We start from the raw sequence: 24,991 nt of genomic DNA, 5'->3' as shown, positions 1-24,991 counted from the left end.
GCGCTCGACCTGTGGCACGTTCATGACCGGTGCGCACCCGGACCACGGCACGTTCACGACCCGTCAACGCTTCTCTTGCGGCACATTCATGACGGTGCACACCACACGCCACACGTCCTTGGCGTCCCAGCCGGCGTCCAGGGCCTCGTACACCGTGCGCCCGCCGAGTTCGGCCATGACGTGGTCGCGCGCGAAGGTGTCGTCGTACCCGGGACCGAAATGGTCCGCCATCCGCTGCCAGAAGACCGTCAACCGCATGACCCCAGTATCCCGCCCCTGAGGGTGGGCCTCGGCCGGGACCGCTTGCCGAGACCGCTTTCCGCCCTACGGTCTGACGCATGGCCGAAACAGGAGCTTCCCCACTCCCCCCGACGCCCCCCGCGCACTCCCCGCTCTTCCGCGCCGAGCACTTCGTCTGGCTCACCGCGCGCGTGCTGGAACAGCGTCTCTTCGCCCACCACTTCCTGAACGGCGACGCCGACCCGGTCGAGACCGCGCTGGACGCGTACCGCAACGAGGACGGCGGTTACGGCCACGCCCTGGAGCCCGATCTGCGCGGCCCGGTCAGCCAGCCCCTGCACACCGGGCACGCCCTGCGCGTCCTGGACGCCATCGGACGCTGCGGCGGGCGGCGCGTGGAGCACGTGTGCCGCTATCTGACCTCCGTCTCCACCGCGGACGGCGCCCTGCCGGCGATCCTTCCCGGCCAGCGCGGCTATCCCACGGCCCCCTTCATCACGATCGTGGACGACCCGCCCAGCGAACTCCTCGCCACCGGCCCGGTCGTCGGCCTGCTGCACCGCAACGAGGTGTGGCACGCCTGGCTGTTCCGCGCCACGGACTTCTGCTGGCACGCGGTCGAGTCCCTGCGGCAGTCCCACCCGTACGAGGTCCAGGCCGCCGTCGCCTTCCTGGACGCCGCTCCCGACCGCCCGCGCGCGGAGGCGGCCGCGGACCGACTGGGCCGCCTGGTGCGCGAAACCCGGCTCGCGGCGCTGGACCCGGAGCACCTGGACACCCACCCCGTCTCTCCGGGCTACGCCCCGGGCGAGCACCACTTCCCGCACGACTACGCCAGGACGCCGTACTCGCTCGCGCGCGCGTGGTTCACGGACGAGGAGATGGAGCGCTCCCTGGACTTCTTGGCGGCCACGCAGCAGCAGGACGGCGGCTGGCCGATCCGCTGGCGCCAGTGGGCGCCCGGCACCGCCCTGGAGGCCCGCCCCATGGTGACGATCGAGGCGCTGCGCACCCTCAGGGCGTACGGCCGCTCGATCGGCTGAGGTCACCCGCCCATGGCCCGGACTCCCGCCGTGACCACCACGGCCGCCGCGACGACGAGCAGGAAGGGAGCACGCAGCAAGACCGCCACCGCGGCCGCGGCAACCCCCGCAAGCCTGGCGTCCAGCACCAGCTCACGCCCGTCGGCAAAGGTCTGCTGGGCCGTGAGAGCGGCCAGCAGGGCAACCGGCAGCAGCGCGGCCAGCCGCTTCACCAGCGGCCGCTCCAGAGCCCCCTCGGGAACGAGCAGTCCGACGAGCTTGACGGCGTAACAGCCCACGGCGGTGACGCCGATCGCGATCCAGACGCTCACCGCTGCCCCCGCCCATCCTGCCGACGGCCCTCGGCCCACAACACCACGGGAGCCGCGAGAGCGGCCGCCAGCACCGGCACCCCAGCAGGCAGCACGGGCAGCAGCCCGAGCCCCAGCAGCACGGCGAGCCCGGCGACGGCACGCTCGGTGCCGCTCTTCAGCATCGGCGCGAGCAACGCGAGGAACACGGCCGGCCCGGCGGCATCAAGCCCCCAGGCGTCGGTGTCCCCGATGGCCTCGGCCCCGAGCGCGCCCAGCAGGGTGGTGAGATTCCACAGCGCATAGAGACTCAGCCCCGTGACCGCGAACCCGATCCGCACCTGTCGCCGCCCGGTCTGAGCCAGCGCAACAGCCGCCGTCTCATCGATCACCCACTGAGCGGCGAACGGCCGCACCACGCGCGGGAGCGCCAGCAACTGCGACAGACGAAGCCCGTAGAAGGCATTGCGCACTCCGAGGAAGAAGGCCCCGGCGGCCGCGGTCAGCGGATTCCCACCGGCGGCCAGCGCCCCCACGAGCGCGAACTGAGAGGCCCCGGTGAACACCAGAAGGCTGAGTGCACACGTCTGCAACAGGGTGAGCCCACTCCCCGCCGAGGTCACCCCGAAGGCGAACCCGGACAGTCCCACGGCGACCCCGACTCCGAGGGCGTCCCGTACGACGGCGGCATCGGTCTTGCGCCCGTCACCGGCGGCTGTGTCCACGAAAGCTTTCTGTTCTCCCACGCCTCGGACGCTAGACGAGGCCCCGTCCGACGTCTTGTACGTTCTTGCGCTCACGCTGGTACGCCCCGGGCGGCACGCCGACGATCCGCGAGAAGTGCCGATTCAGATGCGGCTGATCACTGAACCCCACGGCGACGGCGGCCTCCCCCGGCGACGTACCCCCGTCCAGCAACAGCCGGGCCCGCCGCACGCGCGCGTCGGTGAGCCAGGCATGCGGCGGCATCCCGTACAGATCCCGAAAGGCCCGCAACAACGCGAACGACCCGACACCGAGCTCCCGCGCCAGCGCCTCCAGGCTCGGCGGCTCGGCCATCCGCTCCTCCAGCAAGGCACGCGCGCGAACAGCCACCCGAGCCCCCGCCGACCGCACCTCCCGCCGTGGCAGCACCCCACCGTTCAGCCGCAGCAACCGGGTCACAGCAACGCGGAGCAGTGTGTCGGCGGCCAGCGCATTGCCCTCGTCAGCGGCCCGCAACACCTGATGCACCAGCCCGACGGCATACGGATCATCAAGAACTGGATCGACGAACCCCGGGGTCCCACGGATCGACGTGGTCTCGGCAGCGATCCCGGCCACCACCTCACGCGACGGATACACGGCCCCGTACCGCCACCCCTCGGGCACCCCCGCCCGCCCGGTATGCACCGTATCCGGATTGACCAGGGCAAGCGCCCCGGCCCCCGCGTACCGATCAGCACCCCGATAGTGAAAGACCTCGACCCCGTCCGCGATGGCGGCGATCACGAAGCTCTCATGGGTGTGCCGCACAAAGTTCTTCCGCACATACCGAGCCCGCAGCAGATCGACCCCGGGCAACTCGGTATACCGCCAATGCCGCGCCCGCTCGCCCGAACCTGCCATACGGACCATTGTCCGCCAGACGGCACGCACCCAACGGCGAGCGGGAACGCGCGGCCCCCGCCCCCACCCCAACCACCCGCGCACAACGCGCCCCCCACCACCACCGAGCCGCAGCCACGAATCCCCAGCTCACCAGCCGTTGTCAGTCCCCGGGTGCAGGATGGACGCATGGTCAGCTCCACACACCGAGCCCTGGACGGCTTCTCCCCCGCAACCCGCGGCTGGTTCACGGGAGCCTTCGACGCGCCCACCGCGGCCCAGGCAGGCGCGTGGACGGCCATCAAAGAGGGCTCGGACGTCCTCGTGGTCGCCCCCACCGGCTCCGGCAAAACCCTCGCCGCCTTCCTGGCCGCCCTGGACGACCTGGCCTCCACGCCCCCACCCGCCGACCCCCGGAAACGCTGCCGAGTCCTCTACGTCTCCCCCCTGAAAGCCCTCGCGGTCGACGTGGAGCGCAACCTCCGCAGCCCCCTCACCGGCATCCGCCAGGAATCCGTCCGCCTCGGCCTGCCCGAACCCGAGGTGAAGGTCGGCATCCGCTCAGGAGACACCCCGGCGGCCGAGCGCCGCGCGCTGTCCACCCGCCCCCCGGACATCCTGATCACCACCCCGGAGTCCCTGTTCCTGATGCTGACGTCGGCGACCCGCGACGCGCTGACCGGCATCGAGACTGTCATCCTGGACGAGGTCCACGCCGTGGCGGGCACCAAGCGCGGCGCCCACCTCGCCCTCTCCCTGGAGCGCCTCGACGAGCTCCTCCCGAAGCCGGCCCGCCGCATCGGCCTCTCCGCGACCGTCCGCCCGGTCGACGAGATCGCCCGCTACCTCTCCCCCCGCCGCAAGGTGGAGATCGTCCAACCGAAGTCGGGCAAGGAGTTCGACCTCTCGGTGGTGGTCCCCGTGGAGGACCTCGGCGAACTCGGCGGCTCCCCCGTGGCCGACGGCACCGAGGGCGCGGAACGCCCCTCGATCTGGCCGCACGTCGAGGAGCGCATCACCGACCTCGTCCAGGCCCACCGCTCCACCATCGTCTTCGCCAACTCCCGCCGCCTCGCGGAACGCCTCTGCAACCGCCTCAACGAGATCGCGTACGAACGAGCGACCGGCGAACCCCTGGCGGAACACCACGCCCCCGCCGAGCTGATGGGCGGCTCAGGAGCGGCCCAGGGCGCACCCCCGGTCATCGCCCGCGCCCACCACGGCTCGGTCTCCAAGGAACAGCGCGCCCTGGTCGAGGAGGACCTCAAGGCCGGCCGCCTCCCCGCGGTGGTCGCGACCTCCAGCCTGGAACTCGGCATCGACATGGGCGCGGTGGACCTGGTCGTACAAGTCGAGTCACCCCCTTCCGTGGCCTCCGGCCTGCAACGCGTGGGCCGCGCGGGCCACCAGGTCGGCGCGGTCTCCACCGGCGTGGTCTTCCCGAAGTACCGCGGCGACCTGGTCCAGGCCGCGGTCGTCACCGAGCGGATGCGCACCGGCTCCATCGAGTCCCTCAAGGTCCCCGCCAACCCCCTGGACGTCCTGGCCCAGCAGCTGGTCGCGATGACGGCGCTGGACACCTGGCAGCTCGACGACCTGCTCGCCACGGTCCGCCGGGCGGCCCCCTTCGCCTCGCTCCCCGAGTCGGCCTTCACCGCGGTCCTCGACATGCTCGCGGGCCGCTACCCCTCCGACGCCTTCGCGGAACTGCGCCCCCGGGTCGTCTGGGACCGCGTCGCCGGCACCGTCACCGGCCGCCCGGGGGCCCAGCGCCTCGCGGTCACCTCCGGCGGCACCATCCCGGACCGTGGCCTCTTCGGCGTGTTCCTCGCCGGTGCCGACCCCAAGAAGGGCGGCGGAAGGGTCGGCGAGCTGGACGAGGAGATGGTCTACGAGTCGCGCGTGGGCGACGTCTTCACGCTCGGCACCAGCTCCTGGCGTATCGAGGACATCACCCGCGACCGCGTCCTGGTCTCCCCGGCCCCGGGCGTCCCGGGTCGGCTGCCGTTCTGGAAGGGCGACCAGCTGGGCCGCCCGCTCGAACTCGGCCGCGCGGTCGGCGCGTTCCTCCGGGAAGTCGGCTCGATGCCCAAGGAGAAGGCCCGCCCACGTCTCCTCGCGGCAGGCCTGGACACCTGGGCGGCGGACAACGTCCTCGCGTACCTGGACGAACAGCGCGAGGCCTGCGGCCACATCCCCGACGACCGCACGATCGTCGTGGAGCGCTTCCGCGACGAACTCGGCGACTGGCGCGTGGTCGTCCACTCCCCGTTCGGCGCCCAGGTGCACGCCCCCTGGGCCCTCGCCCTCGGCGCCAAGCTCTCCGAGCGCTACGGCATGGACGCCCAGGTGATGCACGCGGACGACGGCATCGTCCTCCGCCTCCCCGACGCCGACCTGATGGGCCTGGACCTGCTCGACCAGGAACCCATGAAGCTCGGCACGGAGTACGACGCCGACCAGGCCCCGGTCGGCGCTGCGGACGTCGTCTTCGACAAGGGCGAGGTCGACCAGATCGTCACCGACCAGGTCGGCGGCTCCGCCCTGTTCGCCTCCCGGTTCCGCGAATGCGCGGCCCGCGCGCTGCTGCTGCCCCGCCGCAACCCCGGCAAGCGCACCCCGCTGTGGCAACAGCGTCAGCGCGCCTCACAACTCCTCGAAGTGGCGAGCGAGTTCGGCTCCTTCCCGATCGTCCTGGAGGCGGTCCGCGAGTGCCTCCAGGACGTCTTCGACGTCCCCGGCCTCGTCGAGCTGATGGGCGACCTGGAGTCCCGCAAGGTCCGCCTCGTCGAGGTCACCACCCCCGAGCCCTCCCCCTTCGCCCGCTCCCTCCTCTTCGGTTACGTCGCCCAGTTCCTGTACGAGGGAGACTCCCCCCTCGCCGAGCGCCGCGCCGCGGCCCTGTCCCTCGACTCCCGTCTGCTGGCGGAGCTGCTCGGCCAGGCGGAGCTGCGCGAGCTGCTGGACGCCGAGGTCCTGACGGAGCTGGAGCGGGAACTCCAGTGGCTCACCGAGGACCGCCGCGCGAAGGATGCCGAAGGCGTCGCGGACCTCCTGCGGCTCCTCGGCCCGCTCACGGACGCGGAGCTGGCCGAGCGAGGCGCGGAACCGCAGTGGGCGCAGGACCTCGCCGCAGCGCGCCGCGCCCTCCGGGTCCGTATCGCCGGCACCGACCACTGGGCGGCGGTCGAGGACGCGGGACGGCTGCGCGACGCGCTGGGCACAGCCCTGCCGGTCGGCGTCCCGGAGGCCTTCACCGAGCCGGTCAAGGACCCGCTCGGCGACCTCCTCGCCCGTTACGCCCGCACCCACGGCCCGTTCACCTCGGCGACCGCGGCGGCCCGATTCGGTCTGGGCGTGGCGGTCACGGAGGGCGCGTTGCAGCGCCTCGCCGCGAACGGCCGTGTCGTACAGGGGGAGTTCCACCCGGCGGGCATCGGCCAGGAGTGGTGCGACGCCGCCGTGCTCCGCCGCCTCCGCCGCCGCTCCCTGGCCGCTCTGCGGCATGAACTCGAACCGGTCCCGCCGCCCGCGCTGGCCCAGTTCCTCCCCCAGTGGCAGCACATCGGCAAGGGCCACGGGCTGCGCGGCATCGACGGCCTGGTGCGTGCCGTCGAGCAGTTGCAGGGCGCGTCCGTGCCCGCCTCGGCCCTGGAGAAGCTGGTCCTGCCGTCCCGGGTGGCGAACTACACCCCGGCGATGCTCGACGAACTCACCTCCGCCGGCGAGGTGGTGTGGGCCGGAGCGGGCTCCCTGCCCGGCAAGGACGGCTGGGTCTCCCTCTATCTCGCGGACGCGGCCCCCCTCCTCCTGCCGGCCCCGCACCCCCTGGAGCTGACGGCCCTCCACGAGTCCGTCCTCACCACCCTCTCCGGCGGCTACGGCCTGTTCTTCCGCCAGATCGCCGACCAGGTCCGCGCGACCACCCACCCCGACGCCACCGACCCCCAACTCGCCGACGCCCTCTGGGACCTGGCCTGGTCCGGCCGCCTCACGAACGACACCCTCACGCCCATGCGCTCCCTGCTGGGCTCGGGCCGCACAGCAGGTTCCACGGCCCACCGTGCCAAGCGCACGATCCCGCGCGGCCGCTACGGCTCCCTCACGGCCGCCGCCCGCCCGGCGTCCCGCACCGGCCCGCCCACCGTCGCCGGCCGCTGGTCCCTGCTGCCCGCCCGCGAGCCCGACCCCACCCTGCGCGCCCACGCCCTCGCCCGCACCCTTCTGGACCGACATGGCGTGGTGACCCGCGGCGCGGTCTCCGCGGAGGGCGTCGAGGGCGGCTTCTCGGCGACGTACCGCATCCTGTCGGCCTTCGAGGAGACCGGTCAGGCCCGTCGCGGCTATGTGGTGGAGGGCCTCGGCGCCGCCCAGTTCGCGATGGACGGCGCGGTGGACCGCCTCCGCGCGGTGGCGAACGCCCGCGAACGGGGCCAGACCGACGCCACGGCCCCGGCGACCGACGACTTCCCCCCGTACGCCGACTTCAGCACTCCGGTGCCCGGCGCCGACTTCTGGCAGACCGACGGAGACCAGACCCCCCTGGGCCTCGACGACTCCTACGACCCTCTGCCCCCGGCCCCCACCTCACGCGACCACTACGTCTCCCCCCGCGACTACCGAGACCACCACCCCGCCGCGCGCGCCCCCCACCGCCGCGACCGCCCCTCCCCCGACACCCGAGCCGTCGTCCTGGCCGCCGCCGACCCGGCGAACGCGTACGGCGCCGCCCTCCCCTGGCCCGAGCCCCCGACCGGCGCCGGGCACAAGGCAGGCCGCAAGGCGGGCTCCCTGGTGGTCCTGGTCGACGGCGAGCTGACGCTCTACATGGAGCGCGGCGGCAAGACCCTGCTGGCCTGGCCCGAGGACCCGAACACCAAACCCACCGACGATCCCCGCCTCCAGGCAGCAGCCGACGCCCTGGCGGCAGCCGCCCGAGCAGGCTCCCTGGGCACTGTCACCGTGGAACGCATCAACGGCGCCTCGGCCCTGACGTCTCCCTTCGGTACCCTCCTGGAAGGAGCGGGTTTCATCGCCACCCCACGAGGCCTACGCCTCCGCGCCTGAGGCCGGGCTGAACGCGCCCCAAGGGCGCCGCCGCATGGGTGCGACCGTCCACAAGGAGCCCGCACCCGCCCCACCACAGCACAGCACAGCAGCACCCCGCTCCCAGGCGCCCGGCCTCCACCCCATGCCACCCTTGACCCATGCCCGAAGGAGACACCGTCTGGCAGACAGCGAACCGCCTGCACAACGCCCTCGCCGGCCAGACCCTCACCCGCAGCGACCTCCGCGTCCCCAAGTTCGCCACGGCCGACCTCACCGGCCGCACCGTCCTGGACGTCACCCCGCGCGGCAAACACCTCCTGACCCGCATCGAAGGCGGCCTGACCCTCCACTCGCACCTCAAGATGGACGGCTCCTGGAAGGTCTACGCCCACGGCAGACGCTGGACCGGCGGCCCCGCCCACCAGATCCGCGCGATCCTCGGCAACGCCGACCGGACCGCCGTCGGCTACCGCCTCCCCGTCCTGGAACTCCTCCGCACGTCCGACGAGGACCGCGTCGTCGGCCACCTCGGCCCCGACCTCCTGGGCCCGGACTGGAACCCCGACCGCGCTCTCGCCAACCTCCTCGCCGACCCGGCCCGCCCCCTCGGCGAGGCCCTCCTCGACCAGCGCAACCTCGCCGGAATCGGCAATGTCTACAAGAGCGAGCTCTGCTTCCTGCTGGGCGTGACCCCCTGGCTCCCCGTAGGCGCGCTCCCCGCCGACCGCGCCGCCAAGCTCCCCGCGCTCGCCAAGAAGCTCCTGGAAGCCAACCGCGACCGCCCGGTCCGCACCACCACGGGCCGCCACGGCCACGACCTGTTCGTCTACGGCCGCGCCGGCACCCCCTGCCTCCGCTGCCGCACCCCGGTCCGCATCGCCAACCAGGGCGACGGCTCCCGCGAACGCCCCACCTACTGGTGCCCGACGTGCCAGACGGGACCCGCCCCGGGCGTCACCTCACGTCCCGGAGCCCCATACCGCACGACCAATTGACGATCCGTCAGAAACCCTCGTACCGTCCCCCCATGACCGTCAGCGCGTACGACCTCACCGGACGCACCGCCTTCGTCACCGGCGCCGCCGGCGGTATCGGCCGCGCCTCCGCGGTCCTGCTCGCCGAAGCGGGCGCCACCGTGCACTGCGCCGACCGCGACGCACAGGGCCTGCACGAGACGGCGACCCTGATCAAGGACGCGGGCGGCACCGCCCGCCCCCACCACCTCGACGTGACGGACCGGGACCAGCTCCGCGAAGCCATCGCCTCCTGCGAGCAGCTGGACGTCCTGGCCGCGATCGCCGGCATCATGCACAGCAGCCCGGTCCTGGACACGAAGGACGAGGATCTCGACCGCGTCCTGAGCGTCAACTTCAAGGGAGTGCTGTACGCCTGCCAGGAGGCGGCCCGCCTCATGATCGCCCGGGGCGCCCGGGGCAGCATCGTCACCATGGCCTCGGGCGCCGTCGACACCGGCGGCCCCGGCCTGCTCGCCTACGGCGCGGCCAAGGCGGCGGTCGTCCAGCTGACGAAGACCCTGGCGAACGAGGTCGGCCGGCACGGCATCCGGGTCAACGCCGTCGCCCCGGGCTGGATCCGCACGCCGATGACCGACCGCCACGGCGCGGACCAGGAGCGGACCGAGGCGCTGATGGCCCGTATGTCACCACTGGGCCGGGTGGGTCAGGCCCCCGAGGTCGCCCACGCCGTGCTGTACCTGGCGTCCGACGCCGCGTCCTTCACGACGGGCCAGATCCTCCGTCCGAACGGCGGAGTGGCGATGCCGTGGTGACGGCGCTCGGGGCAGCCGGCATCGCCGTACCGCGCCAGGCCGCCCGCCACCGCCCCGCGGCGAGCGCCCCCGCCGCCCGTCCCTTCGCCACACAGTGCACCGGCAGCAGGCTCAGCCCCCACCCGCCGGCGGCGACGGCACCCTCCAGCACCCCCGCGTCGGAGGCCAGCGCCAGTCGCAGCACCGCCCACCACCACACCGCGCCCAGCGTGACGGCCACCCCCCACCGCGTTATCGGACGGCCCACGACCCCACCTCCAGTCCGCAGACCTCGACGCTAGGACCGAGCCCCGTCCAACGACAGGGCGCACCAAGGGCACACCGAGGCACCCCCAGCCCCCGCCTCACCCGTTCTCGGCCTGGAACATCCAGTGGTGCTTCTCCAGATCCGCCGTGATCCCGATGAACAGATCCTGGCTGACGGGGTCCGCGTCCCCGGTGGCGGCGACCCGCTCCCGCATCCGCCCGATCACCGCGCCCAGCGCGTCCACCAGCGTCCCCACGGCGTCCGCGTCCTTGACCCACCCCTCGGGCACCGCCCCGATGCCGCTGCCCGCCGCCACGGTCGCCGCACGCCCGTCGGGCGGGACGCCCAGCGCGGAGGCCCGCTCGGCGACGGTGTCGGAGTGGGTGCGCGCGATGTCCACGACCTCGTCGAGCTGCAGATGCACGGACCGGAACCGGGGCCCGACCACGTTCCAGTGGATCTGCTTCGCCACGAGGGCGAGGTCCACCAGGTCGACGAGGGCGCCTTGCAGGGCCTCGGCCACGGTCTTCAGGTCCGCGTCGGACAACGGGCTCTTCACGACGTACATGCGCATGCTCCGATTCCTGTACGGCTACACGGCCCCGAGCCCCGCCCGTCCCACGATGCACGAAAGCCCCGGCCGACGCCTCTCCAGATGTTCGGAGAGACCCGGCCGGGGCCTCGCGCACTTCGCAGAGTGCTTTGCACTTCTCAGTGCGTCGTCAGCTCGTCCTTGAGCGGAACCCAAGGACGTACGCGCGTGACGCTCAGGCGGCGACGACGTCCACTGCCTCGGCGGGTGCCTTGATGGTCACCCGTTCCGGTGGCACACCGGTCACCGACACCGAACCCAGCATCGGACGTACCGGCGTGGGTACGGGCTGGCTGGGGGTGGCCGCAGCGGACTGGGCCAGCTCGGCGAGGGCGAGCTCGTCGCTCACTTCCCGCATCAGTTCGGACATCCGTACGTCCAGCGCGTCGCAGATGGCGGAGAGCAGTTCGGAGGAAGCCTCCTTCTGCCCCCGCTCCACCTCGGAGAGATAGCCGAGTGAAACTCGGGCGGACGAGGAGACTTCGCGCAGAGTACGGCCCTGGCGTTGGCGCTGCCGACGCAGCACGTCACCAAGCAGGCGACGGAGCAGAATCATCGGTGGCTCCCTCCTCGGACCGCGTAGCCGCATCCTTCACGCCCCACCGTACCGCCTTGCGCCGCGGCCGTGCGGGGAGCGATGTCGTGTTCACTCAGGGCTGCAAACATCAAAACCCCCCGTTCCGTTCCGTATCCTGTGCCCGCTCATTCCCGGTCTGTTCGCCCGCAAGCTCCTGAAGGAGCAGTGCGAGTACGCTCCGTACACTCTCCATACGAATTTCCGCGCGGTCGCCGTTCAACCGCAGTGAGGCGACTTTCCCGCCATCCGAGAGCCCCGGAGCGGGTCCGTCGACCGCCACATAGACCGTCCCGACGGGCTTTCCGTCCTGTTCGTCCGGCCCTGCGACTCCCGTGGTCGCGATGCCCCAGTCGGCGCCGAGCGCCTTGCGCACGCCGGCTGCCATCTGGGCCGCGACCTGCGGGTCCACCGCTCCACGCGCCGCCAGCAGGCCCGCGTCGACACCGAGCAGTTCATGCTTCAGTTCGGTGGCGTAGGCCGTCACCGAGCCGCGGAAGGCCTGGGAGGCCCCGGGCGCCGCTGTGATTTCCGCCGCAACCAATCCACCGGTGAGAGACTCGGCGACCGCGAGCGTCTCGCCCTTCACCGTCAGTAGTCGCACCACTTCAGTGGCCGGGGAATTCACGCTTCCGACTCCTCCAACGCCGCCTCGCGCTCGGCGATTCCCTGCCTGCGCAGCACAATGGCCTGTCTCACATAGTCGAGTCCGGTCGCCACGGTCAGGACGACCGCCACAGCCATCACCCAGAATCTCGCGGTCGCCAGCCACCCCGTCAGCGCCAGGATGTACATCCCGACCGCGATGCCCTGCGCGAGGGTCTTCAGCTTGCCGCCGCGGCTCGCCGGGATGACGCCGTACCGGATGACGATGAAACGCAGCAGCGTGATCCCGAGTTCCCGGCCGAGGATGACCGCGGTCACCCACCACGGCAGGTCGCCGAGCGCGGAGAGACAGATCAGCGCCGCCCCCATGATCGCCTTGTCGGCGATGGGGTCGGCGATCTTCCCGAAGTCGGTGACGAGGTTGTACGTGCGCGCCAGATGGCCGTCGAAGAGGTCGGTGATCATGGCGACGGAGAAGGCCGCCCAGGCGAACGAGCGCCAGGCGGGGTCGTGTCCGCCGGCGGCCAGCATCAGCGCGACGAAGCCCGGCACCAGCAGGAGCCGGATCATCGTCAGGATGTTGGCGATGTTCCAGAGGCTGGCCTGGTTGACGGCCGCGGCCGCGATCTTGCCGCCGCGCGCGGGCCTGTCGCCGTGGTCGGTACCGGACGCATCCCGCTGCGAAGGGCCCGTCTTGGAGGGGCCGCTCGCAGCGGATGCCGGTACTCCGGTCATCTGCCCGCCTCCTCACTACACGCGAGCGAGCCCGTCACCGGCTCGGCCACCAGGTCGACACCTTCGGTACCGACCACCTTCGCCTCGACGATACGGCCGACGCCGAGCCCCTCGCCGCTCGTGAGCAGCACCTGGCCGTCCGTCTCGGGCGCCTGGTGCGCACCGCGCCCGTACACGCCCTCCTCGTCCACGGACTCCACCAGCACGTGCACGGTCTCGCCCACGCGCTCCTCGGCGCGCTGCGAGACGAGTTCCTCGGCGAGCCGGGAGACACGTGCCAGCCGCTCGGCGACGACGTCCTCGTCGAGCTTGTTGTCGTACGTGGCCGCTTCGGTGCCCTCCTCGTCGGAGTAGCCGAAGACGCCGATGGCGTCCAGCCGCGCGCCGCCCAGGAATCGCTCCAGCTCGGCGAGGTCGGCCTCGCTCTCGCCGGGGAAGCCGACGATGAAGTTGGAGCGCACACCCGCCTGCGGGGCCTTGCTCCGGATGGTGTCGAGCAGCTCCAGGAAGCGGTCGGTGTCACCGAAGCGGCGCATGGCGCGCAGCACGCCGGGCGCGGAGTGCTGGAAGGACAGGTCGAAGTAGGGCACGACCTTGGGCGTCGACGTCAGTACGTCGATGAGGCCGGGCCGCATCTCGGCCGGCTGGAGGTAGCTGACGCGCACCCGCTCGATGCCGTCGACCTCGGCGAGCTCCGGCAGCAGGGACTCCAGCAGGCGGATGTCGCCCAGGTCCTTGCCGTAGGACGTGTTGTTCTCGGAGACCAGCATGATCTCCTTGACGCCCTGCTCCGCCAGCCAGCGCGTCTCGTTGAGCACGTCCGAGGGCCGCCGGGAGATGAACGAGCCGCGGAAGGACGGGATGGCGCAGAACGTGCAGCGCCGGTCGCAGCCGGAGGCGAGCTTCACCGAGGCGACCGGGGAGCCGTCCAGACGGCGGCGCAGGGGCGCGCGCGGGCCGGAGGACGGAGCGACCCCCTCCGGAAGGTCCGCGGGGCCGTGCCCGGGCAGCGCCACCTCGGCCGCCGAGTCCTGGCGCTCGGCCGGGCTGATCGGCAGCAGCTTGCGCCGGTCGCGCGGGGTGTGCGCGGCGTGGATGCCGCCGGACAGGATGGTCTGCAGGCGGTCGGAGATGTCGGCGTAGTCGTCGAAGCCGAGCACGCCGTCGGCCTCGGGAAGGGCCTCGGCGAGGTCCTTCCCATACCGCTCGGCCATGCAGCCCACCGCCACGACGGCCTGGGTTCTGCCCTGGCCCTTGAGGTCGTTGGCCTCCAGGAGGGCGTCGACGGAGTCCTTCTTGGCGGCGTCGACGAAGCCGCAGGTGTTGACGACGGCGACGTCCGCGTCCGCGGCGTCCTCCACGAGGTCCCAGCCGTCCGCCTCCAAGCGGCCTGCGAGCTCCTCCGAGTCCACCTCGTTGCGGGCGCAGCCAAGAGTGACGAGTGCGACGGTACGGCGTTCAGGCATGGGCTCAAGACTACTTTGTCCCACCGACAACGAACGTCGACGGGGTTGGTGAAGATCACCAACCCCGTCGAGCACGCTCCGAGCCTCAGCCGACCTGCGGGTCGCCCTTCGTGTACGTCAGGCGCTCCACGGCGCCGGGCGCCCAGTCGTCGTCGATCTTCTTGCCGTTCACATACAGCTGGATCGCCCCGGCGTCACCGAGGACGAGGTTGATCTTCTCGCTGTCCTGGAAGGTCTTCGACTCGCCCTGCTGGAGCAGACCGTCGTACAGCAGTCGGCCGTTGTGGTCCTTGGCGGAGATCCAGCTCTTGCCGTCGGGGGCGCTGACCTTGACGGTCACCTTGTCCTGGGGGGCCGCCGCGATGGCGCTGTCGGACGGGTCGGGCTTCGGCGATTCGGGCTTCTCGCTCTTCGGCGTGGGCGAGGCGGACTTGCCGGCGGAGGGCGAGGCACCCTCGGCGACCGGCGTCTTGGCGCCCTCGTCGCCGCCCTTGAAGGCGGTGAAGCCGACGAACCCGATCACGGCCACGATCGCGGCGACCATGGCCGCGGTCCAGTTGGGTCCGCGGCGTTCGGGACGGATGCGTTCCGCTTCGAACAGCGGGGCCGCCGGGGTCGGCGCCGGACGGCCGCCGTGGTCGGCGTCGTACTGGGCGAGGAGGGGGGCCGGGTCGAGGCGTACGGCCTTGGCCAGGGTCCGGATGTGGCCTCGGGCGTAGACGTCCCCGCCGCAGGGGGCGAAGTCGTCCGCTTCGATGGCATGCACGATGGCGATACGGACCCGGGTGGCGTTGCTGACGTCGTCGACGGTCAGCCCGGCCGCGATCCGTGCCTGCTTCAGGGCACGGCCGACGGAGATTCGGGCTTCCTCGCGGTCGTCTTCGAACGGACGCTCGTCTTCAGGGGAGTTGCCGATGGACACGGGGGCGCCTTTCGAGCGTTTTAGCCACCTGTGCTGGAGGTTCAGTCTAGGGGGGGTGCGAAAGGGTGGGGCAACCGGGCGGTGGGACTTTGTACGCCATCGGTATGGCCGGACACGCCGATGGTGGAGCAGCAGCTTTTCGCTTCCCTCAACTTGACGTACGCCGAAGGGAAACGGTTGCTCAATGATCCCTTACGGGTGAGTCACGATCGAACACCCATCGGCGGCCCGCCCGCCCGCGAGGTGACCCTTGCGCCCCGTTTCCGGAGGCGACGTCCCCTTAAGCCTCCCCGCGGATCACCGCGAGCACGCCATCCAGCTCATCAGCCTTCACAAGAACGTCACGAGCCTTCGATCCCTCGCTCGGCCCGACGATCCCGCGCGACTCCATCAGGTCCATCAGGCGCCCCGCCTTGGCGAACCCGACCCGCAGCTTGCGCTGGAGCATCGACGTCGAGCCGAACTGCGTGGAGACCACCAGCTCGGCCGCCTGGCACAGCAGGTCCAGGTCGTCGCCGATCTCCTCGTCGATCTCCTTCTTCTGCTTGGTGCCCACGGTGACGTCGTCCCGGAAGACGGGCGCCATCTGGTCCTTGCAGTGCTGGACGACGGCCGCGACCTCGTCCTCGGTGACGAAGGCGCCCTGCATACGGGTGGGCTTGTTCGCGCCCATCGGCAGGAAGAGCCCGTCGCCCTTGCCGATCAGCTTCTCGGCGCCGGGCTGGTCGAGGATGACCCGGGAGTCGGCGAGGGACGAGGTGGCGAAGGCGAGCCGCGAGGGCACGTTGGCCTTGATCAGACCGGTGACGACGTCGACCGACGGCCGCTGCGTGGCGAGCACCAGGTGGATGCCGGCCGCGCGCGCGAGCTGCGTGATGCGCACGATCGAGTCCTCGACGTCGCGCGGCGCGACCATCATCAGGTCGGCGAGCTCGTCGACGATCACCAGCAGGTACGGGTAGGTCTTCAGCTCCCGCTCGCTGCCTTCCGGCGTCTTGAGCTTGCCGTCGCGGATGGCCTGGTTGAAGTCGTCGATGTGCCGGTACCCGAACGCCGCCAGGTCGTCGTACCGAAGATCCATCTCCCGTACGACCCACTGGAGCGCCTCGGCGGCCCGCTTGGGGTTGGTGATGATCGGCGTGATCAGGTGCGGAATGCCCTCGTACGCCGTCAGCTCGACGCGCTTGGGGTCCACCAGGACCATCCGCACGTCCTCGGGGGTCGCGCGGACCATGATGGAAGTGATCAAGCAGTTAATGCACGACGACTTACCGGAACCGGTGGCTCCGGCGACGAGCACGTGCGGCATCTTCGCGAGGTTGGCCATCACATAGCCGCCCTCGACGTCCTTGCCGAGCGCCACCAGCATCGGATGGTCGTCCTCGGCCGCCGCGGCCAGCCGCAGCACGTCACCGAGGTTGACCATCTCGCGGTCGGTGTTCGGGATCTCGATGCCGACCGCGGACTTGCCGGGGATCGGCGAGATGATCCGTACGTCGGGACTGGCGACGGCGTACGCGATGTTCTTGGTCAGCGCGGTGATCCGCTCGACCTTCACCGCGGGGCCGAGCTCGACCTCGTAGCGCGTGACCGTCGGCCCACGCGTGAAGCCGGTGACGGCCGCGTCGACCTTGAACTCCATGAAGACGTTCTGCAACGAGGCGACCACCGCGTCGTTGGCGGCGCTGCGCGTCTTGCCGGGTCCGCCACGCTCCAGCAGGTCGAGCGACGGCAGCGAGTACGTGATGTCACCGGACAGCTGAAGCTGCTCGGCGCGCGGCGGCAGGTCGTCGGGCGCCTCGGGCGCGGGCTTGGTGAGGTCCGCGACCTCGACCTTCAGCCTCTCCTGCTTGGGACGCGCGGCGGGCGACGGCACGGGGCTCGGCGTCGGTACCGGCGTAGGCGTGGTGTCCTCGCGGTCCCCGACGCTGACCCCCTGGGTGAGGTCGGCGACGATCGGCGACGGCGGCATCCCGTGCAGCACAGCGCCGTCGAGCGCGGCGGCGGCGGCCGCGGCGACGTCCACGGCGTCCATCTGCCGGTCCATGTCGGGCTGCGGCACCGCGGAGCGCCTGGGGCGGCCACGACGCCGCGTGAGGGCCTCCTGCTCGGCGCTGTCGGGGTCGTACGCCCCGGGGGCCGCAGCGCGCTTACGAGCGCGTGCGGGCAGCGCCTCGCGCCACTGCTCGTCGTAGCGCTCGTCGTCCGCGGAGAACTCGTCGAACTCGTCCACGGCCGGGTCGTGCACCACCCCGAGCCGCACACCGAGCTCTCGCAGCCGCCGCGGAATGGCGTTGACCGGCGTGGCCGTGACGACGAGCAGCCCGAAGACGGTGAGCAGCACGAGCAGCGGTACGGCGAGGACCTCGCCCATGGTGTACGTCAGCGGGGTCGCCGCGCCCCAGCCGATGAGCCCGCCGGCGTCCCTTATGGCCTGCATGCCGTCACTGCGGGCGGGCGCGCCGCACGCGATGTGGACCTGCCCGAGCACGCCGATGACGAGCGCGGACAGGCCGATGACGATCCGGCCGTTGGCCTCGGGCTTCTCGGGGTGCCGGATGAAGCGCGCGGCGATGACCGCGAGCAGTATCGGCACGAGCAGGTCCAGGCGGCCGAAGGCGCCGGTCACGATGATCTCGACGAGGTCGCCGACCGGACCGCGCAGGTTCGACCAGGTGCCGGCCGCGCAGATCAGCGCGAGGCCGAGGAGCAGCAGCGCGACGCCGTCCTTGCGGTGCGCCGGGTCGAGGTTCTTCGCGCCGTTCCCTATGCCGCGGAACACCGCGCCCACCGCGTGCGCCAGGCCCAGCCAGACGGCGCGCACGAGCCGGTAGATGCCGCCGGTCGGGTTCGGCGCCGGCCTCGGAGGCGGCGCGGCCTTCTTGGCCGCGGCCTTCCTGGCGGGCGCCTTCTTCGCCGGAGCCTTTTTCGCGGCGGCCTTCTTCGCCGGAGCCGCCGCCTTCTTCGCGGGCTGCTTCTTGGCAGCGGAGGGACGTGAGGCCATAGAGGTGAGGTTACCGGTGGAGGCGACGACGGACACGCGTGGCGGGTGCTTCACCCGTTCGTGTCGCCCTTGCGAGGGCGGGAAACTGACGTGTGCTCACGCACAACTGGGCCGTGCCCGGGCCTCAGTTCTGGGAGGGCACCGACGACGTGCTCCCGGCGCCCGGCTCGAGCGCGTCCAGCGCCCGCCGCAAACCGGTCAGTTTGCGTTCGAGATGCGCCGCCGTGGCGACGGCCGCCGCGTCCGCCGACTCGTCGTCGAGCTGCTTGGACAGCGCCTCGGCCTGCTCCTCGACCGCGGCGAGCCGCGCGGACAGCTCGGCGAGCAGCCCCGCCGGTTCCTTCGACTCGCCGGCCGCCGGGGCCTTGCCGCCGGTGCCGCCCTCCAACTGGAGCCGCAACAGCGCCGCCTGCTCCCGCAGCTGGCAGTTCTTCATGTAGAGCTCGACGAAGACGGAGACCTTCGCGCGCAGCACCCACGGGTCGAAGGGCTTGGAGATGTAGTCGACCGCGCCGGCCGCGTAACCACGGAACGTGTGGTGCGGGCCGTGGTTGATCGCGGTGAGGAAGATGATCGGGATGTCGCGGGTGCGCTCCCGCCGCTTGATGTGCGCGGCGGTCTCGAAGCCGTCCATGCCCGGCATCTGGACGTCCAGCAGAATGACCGCGAAGTCGTCAGTGAGCAGCGCTTTGAGCGCTTCCTCCCCGCTCGATGCCCGCACCAGTGTCTGATCGAGCGCGGAGAGGATGGCCTCCAGCGCCAGCAGATTCTCCGGCCGGTCATCGACCAGGAGGATCTTGGCCTTCTGCACCATGGCCCGCCCTCCTCGCCCCGGATGTGCACCGGGCGCCGCCCCTGAGGACGACTCCCTTTCGCCGCCCGTCCTTGTGCCGGTCATGGTAGCCGCACCCCGCCCGTCGCCACACCCTGTCACCGCGATGTCACTGTGCACGTAGCAGAAACGCAAGCGGAGACCAGAAGGTTCCCCGAATCCCGTACTTCTACACGGCTTCGAGCACACTGAGTCAGCAACTCCGCGTGAACACAGAAGGTTCCCCCAGCATCCCCGCGAAGCCCGACCCGTCCGGTCACGCGACCCTCACGCCGCCCCGTCACACACCCCTCACGATTCCCGCACCGCTTCCACGCGACGCTCCGCACGAAGCCCGCGCCACGCGGGCCGCGCAGGCCCCGCGCCACACGATCCGCACGGTCCCGCGCCCCGCGGCCCCGCGCCGGCCCCGTCACGCGCCCCGCATCCACTGCTCCATGACCGCGAGCAGGTGATCGGGGTCGACCGGTTTGGTCACGTAGTCCGAGGCGCCCGACTCGATCGCCTTCTCCCGGTCGCCCTTCATCGCCTTCGCGGTCAGCGCGATGATCGGCAGGCCCGCGAACTGCGGCATCCTGCGGATCGCCGTCGTCGTCGCGTACCCGTCCATCTCCGGCATCATGATGTCCATGAGCACGACCGTGACGTCGTCGTGCTGCTCCAGGACCTCGATGCCCTCACGGCCGTTCTCGGCGTACAGCACGGACAGCCCGTGCTGTTCCAGGACGCTGGTGAGAGCGAAGACGTTGCGGATGTCGTCGTCGACGATGAGCACCTTCTCGCCGCCGAACCGGATACCGCGCCGCACCTCCGTCGCCTGGTTCTGCTCGGTCGCCGACCACCGCTCCTCGGGCCGCTGCTCAAGCTCCGGCAGGGTCCGGCGACGACGCCGGAACAGCGCGGCGGCACCGTTCTGCGTCTCCTGGTACGACCGCACCTCGGCCGGCGTCTCGACCTCCACCTCGGACAGCCCGTTGCTCTCCGAGGCGAGCAGCTCACCGGCCTCCAGGGCGGGCATGGGCTGCTGGTAGCCCTGCGGCGGCAGTTCGCTCGGGTGCAGCGGCAAATACAGCGTGAACGTCGAGCCGCGCCCGGGCTCGCTCTGGGCGTGGATCTCGCCGCCGAGCAGCTGGGCGATCTCCCGCGAGATGGACAGCCCGAGGCCCGTACCGCCGTACTTGCGACTGGTCGTGCCGTCCGCCTGCTTGAACGCCTCGAAGATCACCCGCATCTTGCTGGCCGCGATCCCGATCCCGGTGTCGGTGACGGAGAACGCGATCAGAGGGGCGTCGGGGTCCCGCAGCGAACCGGTCTCCAGGAGCTGCTCGCGGATCTGCACCGGCACGTCCGCGCTGGCCGGCCGGATCACCAGCTCGACCGAGCCCGAGTCGGTGAACTTCACCGCGTTGGACAGCAGGTTGCGCAGCACCTGGAGCAGCCGCTGCTCGTCGGTGTGCAGTGTGGCCGGCAGCTCCGGCGAGACCCGCACGGACAGGTCCAGGCCCTTCTCGGCGGTCAGCGGCCGGAAGGTGGCCTCCACGTAGTCGACGAGCTGCACGAGTGCGATGCGCGTCGGCGAGACGTCCATCTTGCCCGCCTCGACCTTCGACAGGTCGAGGATGTCGTTGATGAGCTGAAGCAGGTCGGAACCGGCCCCGTGGATGGTCTCGGCGAACTCCACCTGCTTCGGGGTGAGGTTGGCGTCCGCGTTGTCGGCGAGCAGCTTGGCGAGGATCAGCAGCGAGTTGAGCGGCGTGCGCAGCTCGTGCGACATGTTGGCGAGGAACTCGCTCTTGTACCGCATGGACACGGCGAGTTGCTCGGCCCGCTCCTCCAGGACCTGCCGCGCCTCCTCGATCTCGGTGTTCTTGACCTCGATGTCGCGGTTCTGCTGGGCCAGCAGCTCGGCCTTCTCCTCCAGTTCGGCGTTGGACGCCTGGAGGGCCTTCTGCCGGTTCTCCAACTCGGCCGACCGCTCACGGAGTTGCTCGGTCAGCTCCTGCGACTGCTTCAGCAGCACCTCGGTCTTGGTGTTCACGGAGATGGTGTTGACGCTGGTCGCGATCATCTCGGCGATCTGGTTGAGGAAATCCTTCTGGATCTGCGTGAAGGGAGTGAAGGAGGCCAGCTCGATCACACCGAGCACCTTGCCCTCGAACAGCACCGGAAGGACGATCACTTGCGCCGGAGGCGCCTCACCGAGCCCGGAGGAGATCTTCAGATAGCCGCTGGGCGCGTTCTCCACGAGGATCGTGCGCTTCTCCTGCGCGGCCGTCCCGATGAGCGCCTCCCCCGGCCGGAAGGACGTCGGCATGGAGCCCATGGAGTAGCCGTACGACCCGAGCATGCGCAGCTCGTACGAGTCCTCCTGGTCGGCGCCGGCGTCCTTGCCGTCGACAAGGGGCATCGCGAGGAAGAACGCGCCGTGCTGCGCGGAGACGACCGGAGTCAGCTCGCTCATGATCAGCGAGGCGACGTCCGCGAGGTCGCGGCGGCCCTGCATCAGCGCGGAGATGCGGGCCAGGTTGCCCTTCAGCCAGTCCTGCTCCTTGTTGGCGATCGTGGTGTCGCGCAGGTTGGCGATCATCTTGTTGATGTAGTCCTGGAGTTCCTGGATCTCCCCGGACGCGTCCACGTCGATCTTCAGGTTCAGGTCGCCGCGGGTCACCGCGGTCGCCACGCGCGCGATGGCACGCACCTGCCGGGTCAGGTTCCCGGCCATCTCGTTCACGGACTCGGTGAGGTCCCGCCAGGTGCCGTCGACGTCACGCACGCGTGCCTGGCCGCCGAGCTGTCCTTCGGTACCCACCTCGCGGGCGACTCGGGTGACCTCCTCGGCGAACGAGGAGAGCTGGTCGACCATCGTGTTGATGGTGGTCTTCAGCTCCAGGATCTCGCCGCGCGCGTCGATGTCGATCTTCTTCGTCAGGTCACCCTTGGCGATGGCCGTGGTCACCATGGCGATGTTCCGCACCTGACCGGTCAGGTTGGACGCCATCTGGTTCACGGACTCGGTGAGGTCCTTCCAGGTACCGGCCACACCGGGCACCCGCGCCTGTCCGCCGAGGATGCCGTCCGTACCCACCTCGCGGGCCACCTTGGTGACCTGGTCGGCGAACGAACTCAGCGTCTTCACCATGGTGTTGAAGGTGTCGGCGAGCTGCGCGACCTCACCGCGCGCCTCGATCGTCACGGTCCGCGTCAGGTCGCCGTTGGCGACCGCGGACGCCACCTGGGAGATGTTCCGCACCTGCATGGTCAGGTTGTTGGCCATCAGGTTCACGTTGTCGCTGAGGTCCTTCCAGATGCCGACAACGCCCGGCACATGGGCCTGACCGCCCAGGATGCCCTCGGTGCCCACCTCGCGGGCCACCCGGGTCACCTGCTCGGCGAAGGACGACAGCTGGTCCACCATCGTGTTGACGGTGCTGACGAGTTCGAGGATCTCGCCCTTGGCGTCGACGGTGATCTTCTTCGACAGGTCGCCCTTGGCGACCGCGGTCGTGACCTCGGCGATGTTGCGCACCTGAATCGTCAGGTTGTTCGCCATGAAGTTCACGGACTGCGTGAGGTCCTTCCAGGTGCCGGAGACCCCCTGCACCTCGGCCTGACCGCCGAGGATGCCCTCGGTACCCACCTCGCGCGCCACGCGCGTGACCTCTTCGGCGAAGGACGACAGCTGGTCGACCATCGTGTTCAGGGTGTTCTTCAGCTCCAGGATCTCGCCGCGCGCGTCCACGGTGATCTTCTGGGACAGGTCACCCCGGGCCACCGCGGTGGCGACCTGCGCGATGTTGCGCACCTGGCCGGTCAGGTTGGACGCCATGCCGTTCACGGAGTCCGTCAGGTCCCGCCACACACCGGCGACGCCGGGCACCTGCGCCTGACCGCCGAGGCGGCCCTCGGTACCCACCTCGCGGGCCACCCGCGTCACCTGCTCCGCGAAGGCGGACAGCTGGTCGACCATCGTGTTGATGGTGTTCTTCAGCTCCAGGATCTCGCCGCGCGCGTCGACGTCGATCTTCTGGGACAGGTCACCCTGCGCCACCGCGGTCGTCACCTGGGCGATCTGCCGCACCTGCGAGGTGAGGTTGCCACCCATGAAGTTGACGGAGTCGGTGAGCTCCTTCCACGTACCCGACACACCGGGTACGACGGCCTGACCGCCCAGGCGGCCCTCGGTGCCCACGTCCCGGGCCATCCGTGTCACCTGGTCCGCGAAGGCCGACAGCTGGTCCACCATCGTGTTCACGGTGTTCTTCAGCTGGAGCATCTCGCCGGAGACGTCGACGGTGACCTTCTGCGACAGGTCACCGTTGGCCACGGCCGTGGTCACCTGAGCGATGTTCCTCACCTGTCCGGTGAGGTTCCGGAACGCCGTGTTGACGGAGTCGGTGAGGTCCTTCCAGGTGCCGGCGGCCCCGGGCACCTGCGCCTGCCCACCCAGCTCACCCTCGACACCGACCTCACGCGCCACCCGCGTGACCTCGGCGCCGAACGCCGACAGCTGGTCCACCATCCCGTTGACGGTGTTCTTCAGCTCCAGCATCTCGCCGGCCACGTCGACCGTGACCTTCTGCGACAGGTCACCGCTGGCCACAGCGGTCGTCACGGCCGCGATGTCCCGCACCTGGATGGTCAGGTTCCGGAAGACCGTGTTCACCGAATCGGTGAGGTCCTTCCACGTCCCCGCCGCACCCGGCACGTTCGCCTGCCCGCCGAGCTGCCCCTCGGCACCGACCTCGTTGGCCACGCGCGTGACCTCGTCCGCGAAGATCCGCAGCGTCTCGGTCATCTGGTTGATCGTGTCCGCGAGCTGGGCGACCTCGCCCCGCGCCGACACGGTCACCTTCTGCGACAGATCGCCGCTGGCCACGGCCGTCGTCACCTGGGCGATCCCGCGCACCTGGGCCGTCAGATTGCCGGCCATCAGGTTCACCGAATCGGTGAGGTCCTTCCACACACCGGCCACACCGGGCACCTGCGCCTGCCCGCCGAGCTCGCCCTCGACGCCCACCTCGCGCGCGACGCGGGTCACCTCGGAGGAGAAGGACGACAGCTGGTCCACCATCGTGTTGACGGTGTTCTTCAGCTCCAGCATCTCGCCGGCGACGTGAACGGTGACCTTGCGGGACAGATCACCCTTGGCCACGGCCGTCGTCACCAGCGCGATGTCCCGCACCTGAGCCGTCAGCCGGTACGCCATGGTGTTGACCGAGTCCGTGAGGTCCTTCCACGAACCCGACATCCCGCGCACCTTGGCCTGCCCGCCCAGCTTGCCCTCGGTGCCCACCTCGCTGGCCACGCGCGTGACCTCGTCGGTGAACGTCGACAGCTGGTCGACCAGGTTGTTGACGGTCCGCCCGACCTTCAGGAACTCCCCGCGCAGCGGATGCCCGCTCCCGTCCGGCGCCTGCGTCCGCAGCTCCATACGGGGCGACAGATCACCCTCCGCGACCGCGGAGAGCACCCGGCCGACCTCGGAGACGGGTCGTACGAGATCGTCGACCAGGGCGTTGGAGGCGTCGATGGCCGTCAGCCACGACCCCTCACAGGCACCGATTTCCAGCCGTTCTGTGAGCTTGCCCTCACGGCCCACCATCCGCCGCACCCGGGACAGCTCACCCGTGAGATGCAGATTACGGTCGGCCACCTCGTTGTAAACCGCCGCGATCTCGGACAACACGCCGTCGCCGGACACCGTGAGCCGCTTGCGGAAGTTCCCGTCCCGCATCGACACCAGGGCCGCCAGCAGTCGGTTCAGGGCGGCCGTGTCCACCGCGGTGGTCCCGCCGCGCGGTTTGCGCTGGTTGTTCAGGGACTGTCCGCCTTTCGCGCGCGTCTTAGTGCCCCGCGTCGCTGCGCCAGACTCCACTGTGTCCCTCCCGCAGGGGTCGACCGTTACTGCTGTGCTCCGGTACTACTGCCCGACGTACCGGTTAATGCCGCTGTGTACCCGTGCCGGATATACCAGGCCGCATCACGGGCTGCTGCCCACTCGCGGCAGATGACACC

18 protein-coding genes are annotated in these 24,991 nt (G+C 70.8%); 4 read left to right on the top strand and 14 right to left on the bottom strand.

Features of this window, described 5'->3' with window-relative positions; translation table 11 throughout:
* Positions 1-63: 63 nt before the first annotated feature.
* Positions 64-258: a DUF3046 domain-containing protein gene (locus EJC51_RS34930; protein WP_059198518.1), complete on the bottom strand. Its 195-nt coding sequence runs from the start codon at positions 256-258 to the stop codon at positions 64-66.
* 80 nt (positions 259-338) lie between these two features.
* Between EJC51_RS34930 and EJC51_RS34925 the strand changes: the two genes are divergently transcribed.
* Positions 339-1,283, top strand: coding sequence for a prenyltransferase/squalene oxidase repeat-containing protein (locus tag EJC51_RS34925; RefSeq protein WP_126274691.1), 945 nt, complete (start codon positions 339-341; stop codon positions 1,281-1,283).
* 2 nt (positions 1,284-1,285) lie between these two features.
* Here EJC51_RS34925 and EJC51_RS34920 read toward each other — a convergent pair whose 3' ends face one another.
* From EJC51_RS34920 to EJC51_RS34910, 3 genes are read right to left on the bottom strand one after another with little or no spacing between them, the layout of a single operon-like run.
* On the bottom strand, positions 1,286-1,594 hold the full coding sequence (locus tag EJC51_RS34920; protein WP_126274690.1) for an AzlD domain-containing protein: 309 nt from the start codon (positions 1,592-1,594) through the stop codon (positions 1,286-1,288).
* The gene (locus EJC51_RS34915) at positions 1,591-2,319 is read right to left on the bottom strand and encodes an AzlC family ABC transporter permease (RefSeq protein WP_126274689.1); all 729 of its coding nucleotides are present in this window, start codon (positions 2,317-2,319) and stop codon (positions 1,591-1,593) included. Before EJC51_RS34915 ends, EJC51_RS34920 begins: the two co-directional genes overlap by 4 nt.
* 10 nt (positions 2,320-2,329) lie before the next feature.
* Entirely contained in the window at positions 2,330-3,181 is an 852-nt protein-coding gene (locus EJC51_RS34910; protein ID WP_126274688.1) for a helix-turn-helix transcriptional regulator, read from the bottom strand.
* Positions 3,182-3,349: 168 nt separating this feature from the next.
* Here EJC51_RS34910 and EJC51_RS34905 point away from each other — a divergent pair, with 168 nt between their 5' ends.
* The 3 genes from EJC51_RS34905 to EJC51_RS34895 all read left to right on the top strand — a co-directional run bounded on the left by EJC51_RS34905 (position 3,350) and on the right by EJC51_RS34895 (position 9,998).
* Positions 3,350-8,227 carry an ATP-dependent helicase gene (locus tag EJC51_RS34905; RefSeq protein WP_126274687.1) on the top strand — a complete coding sequence of 1,626 codons (4,878 nt, stop codon included), beginning with the start codon at positions 3,350-3,352 and terminating at the stop codon, positions 8,225-8,227.
* Positions 8,228-8,367: 140 nt separating this feature from the next.
* Entirely contained in the window at positions 8,368-9,204 is an 837-nt protein-coding gene (locus EJC51_RS34900) for an Fpg/Nei family DNA glycosylase (RefSeq protein WP_126274686.1), read from the top strand.
* Between the two features lie 32 nt (positions 9,205-9,236).
* Complete coding sequence (locus tag EJC51_RS34895) at positions 9,237-9,998, top strand: SDR family NAD(P)-dependent oxidoreductase (protein ID WP_126274685.1); 762 nt, start codon at positions 9,237-9,239, stop codon at positions 9,996-9,998.
* Here EJC51_RS34895 and EJC51_RS34890 read toward each other — a convergent pair.
* The 10 genes from EJC51_RS34890 to EJC51_RS34845 all read right to left on the bottom strand — a co-directional run bounded on the left by EJC51_RS34890 (position 9,946) and on the right by EJC51_RS34845 (position 24,851).
* Positions 9,946-10,245, bottom strand: coding sequence for a hypothetical protein (locus EJC51_RS34890; RefSeq protein WP_126274684.1), 300 nt, complete (start codon positions 10,243-10,245; stop codon positions 9,946-9,948). The two genes, EJC51_RS34895 and EJC51_RS34890, sit on opposite strands and share 53 nt — an antisense overlap.
* A gap of 97 nt (positions 10,246-10,342) precedes the next feature.
* Positions 10,343-10,813 carry a Dps family protein gene (locus tag EJC51_RS34885; protein ID WP_126277252.1) on the bottom strand — a complete coding sequence of 157 codons (471 nt, stop codon included), beginning with the start codon at positions 10,811-10,813 and terminating at the stop codon, positions 10,343-10,345.
* Between the two features lie 199 nt (positions 10,814-11,012).
* Complete coding sequence (locus EJC51_RS34880) at positions 11,013-11,393, bottom strand: helix-turn-helix domain-containing protein (protein ID WP_046591591.1); 381 nt, start codon at positions 11,391-11,393, stop codon at positions 11,013-11,015.
* 109 nt (positions 11,394-11,502) lie between these two features.
* On the bottom strand, positions 11,503-12,039 hold the full coding sequence (locus tag EJC51_RS34875; protein ID WP_126274683.1) for a CinA family protein: 537 nt from the start codon (positions 12,037-12,039) through the stop codon (positions 11,503-11,505).
* Positions 12,036-12,752, bottom strand: a complete 717-nt coding sequence (gene pgsA, locus EJC51_RS34870) for a CDP-diacylglycerol--glycerol-3-phosphate 3-phosphatidyltransferase (protein WP_097269633.1) — start codon at positions 12,750-12,752, stop codon at positions 12,036-12,038. The genes EJC51_RS34875 and pgsA overlap by 4 nt, the downstream gene beginning before the upstream one ends.
* Positions 12,749-14,218 carry a 30S ribosomal protein S12 methylthiotransferase RimO gene (rimO, locus tag EJC51_RS34865; protein WP_126274682.1) on the bottom strand — a complete coding sequence of 490 codons (1,470 nt, stop codon included), beginning with the start codon at positions 14,216-14,218 and terminating at the stop codon, positions 12,749-12,751. The genes pgsA and rimO overlap by 4 nt, the downstream gene beginning before the upstream one ends.
* A gap of 85 nt (positions 14,219-14,303) precedes the next feature.
* A complete protein-coding gene (locus tag EJC51_RS34860) occupies positions 14,304-15,140 on the bottom strand; it encodes a helix-turn-helix domain-containing protein (protein WP_126274681.1) in 837 nt (278 codons plus the stop codon).
* 280 nt (positions 15,141-15,420) lie between these two features.
* The gene (locus EJC51_RS34855; protein WP_126274680.1) at positions 15,421-18,144 is read right to left on the bottom strand and encodes a DNA translocase FtsK; all 2,724 of its coding nucleotides are present in this window, start codon (positions 18,142-18,144) and stop codon (positions 15,421-15,423) included.
* Between the two features lie 124 nt (positions 18,145-18,268).
* Positions 18,269-18,958 (bottom strand): response regulator, encoded by a 690-nt coding sequence (locus EJC51_RS34850; protein ID WP_097269627.1) that lies wholly within the window; start codon positions 18,956-18,958, stop codon positions 18,269-18,271.
* A 430-nt stretch (positions 18,959-19,388) separates the two neighbouring features.
* Positions 19,389-24,851 (bottom strand): HAMP domain-containing protein, encoded by a 5,463-nt coding sequence (locus EJC51_RS34845; RefSeq protein WP_126274679.1) that lies wholly within the window; start codon positions 24,849-24,851, stop codon positions 19,389-19,391.
* Positions 24,852-24,991: the final 140 nt, after the last annotated feature.

This window comes from Streptomyces aquilus, from assembly GCF_003955715.1.
Taxonomy (GTDB): domain Bacteria; phylum Actinomycetota; class Actinomycetes; order Streptomycetales; family Streptomycetaceae; genus Streptomyces; species Streptomyces aquilus.
Note: the sequence above shows the minus strand (reverse complement) of the source record. Positions and strands in the feature narration are given on the sequence as shown.

What these genes read in the sequence shown, in the direction of transcription:
- EJC51_RS34930 (WP_059198518.1), bottom strand. Translation starts at nt 258, where the DNA reads ATGCGGTTGACGGTCTTCTGGCAGCGGATGGCGGACCATTTCGGTCCC.
- EJC51_RS34925 (WP_126274691.1), top strand. Translation starts at nt 339, where the DNA reads ATGGCCGAAACAGGAGCTTCCCCACTCCCCCCGACGCCCCCCGCGCAC.
- EJC51_RS34910 (WP_126274688.1), bottom strand. Translation starts at nt 3,181, where the DNA reads ATGGCAGGTTCGGGCGAGCGGGCGCGGCATTGGCGGTATACCGAGTTG.
- EJC51_RS34905 (WP_126274687.1), top strand. Translation starts at nt 3,350, where the DNA reads ATGGTCAGCTCCACACACCGAGCCCTGGACGGCTTCTCCCCCGCAACC.
- EJC51_RS34900 (WP_126274686.1), top strand. Translation starts at nt 8,368, where the DNA reads ATGCCCGAAGGAGACACCGTCTGGCAGACAGCGAACCGCCTGCACAAC.
- EJC51_RS34895 (WP_126274685.1), top strand. Translation starts at nt 9,237, where the DNA reads ATGACCGTCAGCGCGTACGACCTCACCGGACGCACCGCCTTCGTCACC.
- EJC51_RS34885 (WP_126277252.1), bottom strand. Translation starts at nt 10,813, where the DNA reads ATGTACGTCGTGAAGAGCCCGTTGTCCGACGCGGACCTGAAGACCGTG.
- EJC51_RS34880 (WP_046591591.1), bottom strand. Translation starts at nt 11,393, where the DNA reads ATGATTCTGCTCCGTCGCCTGCTTGGTGACGTGCTGCGTCGGCAGCGC.
- pgsA (WP_097269633.1), bottom strand. Translation starts at nt 12,752, where the DNA reads ATGACCGGAGTACCGGCATCCGCTGCGAGCGGCCCCTCCAAGACGGGC.
- rimO (WP_126274682.1), bottom strand. Translation starts at nt 14,218, where the DNA reads ATGCCTGAACGCCGTACCGTCGCACTCGTCACTCTTGGCTGCGCCCGC.
- EJC51_RS34855 (WP_126274680.1), bottom strand. Translation starts at nt 18,144, where the DNA reads ATGGCCTCACGTCCCTCCGCTGCCAAGAAGCAGCCCGCGAAGAAGGCG.
- EJC51_RS34850 (WP_097269627.1), bottom strand. Translation starts at nt 18,958, where the DNA reads ATGGTGCAGAAGGCCAAGATCCTCCTGGTCGATGACCGGCCGGAGAAT.